At 42.3% G+C, this 2,410-nt stretch carries 2 protein-coding genes and 1 pseudogene; all 3 read right to left on the bottom strand.

Going from position 1 to position 2,410, the window contains the following annotated elements; genetic code table 11:
* Positions 1 to 311: 311 nt before the first annotated feature.
* Positions 312 to 851 (bottom strand): hypothetical protein, encoded by a 540-nt coding sequence (locus tag AACQ21_RS06770; RefSeq protein WP_105976667.1) that lies wholly within the window; start codon positions 849 to 851, stop codon positions 312 to 314.
* 158 nt (positions 852 to 1,009) lie between these two features.
* On the bottom strand, positions 1,010 to 1,423 hold the full coding sequence (locus AACQ21_RS06775; protein ID WP_000451540.1) for a GNAT family N-acetyltransferase: 414 nt from the start codon (positions 1,421 to 1,423) through the stop codon (positions 1,010 to 1,012).
* Positions 1,424 to 2,062: 639 nt separating this feature from the next.
* A pseudogene (locus AACQ21_RS06780) lies at positions 2,063 to 2,278 on the bottom strand (VOC family protein); the annotation flags it as partial.
* Positions 2,279 to 2,410 lie beyond the last annotated feature (132 nt).

Genomic DNA, 2,410 nt, shown 5'->3' on the forward strand with positions numbered 1-2,410 from the left:
GTTTGCAAACGTTGATTTGACAACAAGCCAGCGCCAAAACTGATTGAGGCAAACAAAGAAATTTGCCTGTTTTACGGTTTGAGTTAGCTACGAATTTGAGGGTAAAAAAGCTCATTTGCCGACAACACAAAACGAATGGCCGGAGAAATCACAAAAGATTGAACTCCTAAATTTACCTGAGTTGCATAACGCCGCGTTAAGTGGTGAGCAACGCAGACCACCCGACCTAAACCATTACACCGTAAACGCTAAAGCTGAATCAAACCGAAAATGCCGTGCGTTGGGAATCCGTCTTGAACGCTTTGTTAGCATTATTGGTACTGCGCGGCAAAGTATGCTGAATTGGCTTTGCTAGACTCATATGGGATGCCATAGTCATCCATAATCGCTTGCAGTCCGTTAAACACACCAAGCAAGAACATAATCAAGTGGATCTCTTTACCATCAGACAAGACAACTTTTGCGGTTTGTTGCTGAGTTTCTGAGCCCTCTACTCTTCGACCATATAGGTCAACACTTACATAAGAAGTTTGTTCAGATTTGACTTTAGAAACTGTACTCGTACGATCTGAGCTCAAACCAAAATGCTTTGAAGCATTTGCTATATCTCGACAATACTTAAGGTATTCATTTTCATTACATTTTTCATGAAATTTCTTTTTAGCTTCCTTATCACTGTCAATCCCTAAGTATTTAATGCACCAATCTCTCAATGAGTGCCCGGTAATACAAAAATTAAAGATATTGTCACACATGTCTTCAGGTGTTGCTGGAAAGTGAGCCTTACGCCCGTCTCTCATTAACTTATAAAGCATATCTTTAGGTTCAACATAACCATATAAAATTCCCACAATTCCTCCTTGTAATGCTAACGCCCGCCTAAGGGGCTGGCAACGCATAACAACCAAACTCAAACACAACAACCGAAACCACCGCGGCTCAATGGGACTGGAAACGCCGCGCGTTGACAGTCCCTCTTGAGGCGTTTGTTATAAGCAAGATACCAACGTTACAGAAGCTCTTCTAAATCCGACATTAGCCATGCGCTGTTATGCTGCTTAAAACCAATTTTTGGATAGTATTCTGTTGCTTGTGGAGCTGATAACAAAATCAACTTACAACCTTTCTTAAGACTAGCGAAAGTCTGTCGGATCAATTCTTTACCAATACCTTTCGATTGGACCTGCTCCGAGACAGCCAAATCCGACAAGTAGCAGCAGTAATGAAAATCTGTCACTGAACGAGCAATACCGACAAGCTGATCACCAATCCAAGCTGAGACAAGCAAATTCGCATTTTCCAACATCCCACTGATACATTCGTAATTATCGGTTGGACGTCTAGCTCCAAGCGTTGTCTGATTGAGCAGATCCACAAACTGCTCTGGCGTAATTGGGCGATTCACAAAATATTCAACTTCCATTTTTTACTTTCCTATAGAGCCCAAACTTCAACTTGCTTATAACGCCCGGCTAAGGGGTTGACAACGCACCGCCGAACTCAAAAAACACACCGTAAACACTGAACTTCAATTTTGAACCAAAGCCGCCACGCGTTGGCAATCCCTCTTGAGCCGTTTGTTAGGCCAACCGATTGACAATCTATACTTTCAAAACCAAAGAACAAGGCTTGTTTGAAAAATGAAAACCAACTAAGCGATTCATTTATAAACCAAAAGTTCAAATCAGCAAAGAAACCAAAAAACTCAAATTGAGCGATTTGAAAGAAAAGTGACGAGCGTAGCATGCTCGGCGGACGTTTGGATGCTGAAGGTTATTTTGCCGCTGAATTTACAGCGCTAAGCAACCCAACGCGATCAAGAAACAACAAATATGTGATGACGATTTATTGTTTAAGTCCAGTCATGAGAACATGGAATTCGCCGTTCAATTCAAACCCGATTTAGCTGATAAAAACTCACCTTGCCTAACGCCCGGCTAAGGGGTTGACAACGCATCACCGAACTCAAAAAACACACTGTAAAATTGAACTTCAATTTTGCACTAAAGTCGCCAAGCGTTGGCAATCCCTCTTGAGCCGTTTGTTATATGCGTAGTTTCAACTACATAAAGACTGCTTCAAGTTTGTTTCCGTCAACATCTCGGACAAACGCCGCATAGTAAGTTTCACCGTACTCAGGACGCAAACCTGGCTTGCCTGCACACGAACCACCAAGCTCCAATGCAGTAGCATAAAACTGGTCAACGGCATCTTGATTCGGCGCATTGAAAGCAATGTGAGTACCGTTACCAGAAGATGCAACACTTTCGCATGGACAACTGTAGTGGTATGGTGAATTTGGTCACTTAGTTAGAGGTGATATCATCACCTCATAAGTTAATAGGTGCCATTATGACAAAACGTACAAGACGGCTATTTAGTGCCGAATTCAAACTGGAAGCGGCACAGT

Origin of the sequence: Vibrio sp. V01_P9A10T6 (assembly GCF_963877065.1) — a bacterium.
Classification (GTDB): Bacteria; Pseudomonadota; Gammaproteobacteria; order Enterobacterales; family Vibrionaceae; genus Vibrio; species Vibrio anguillarum.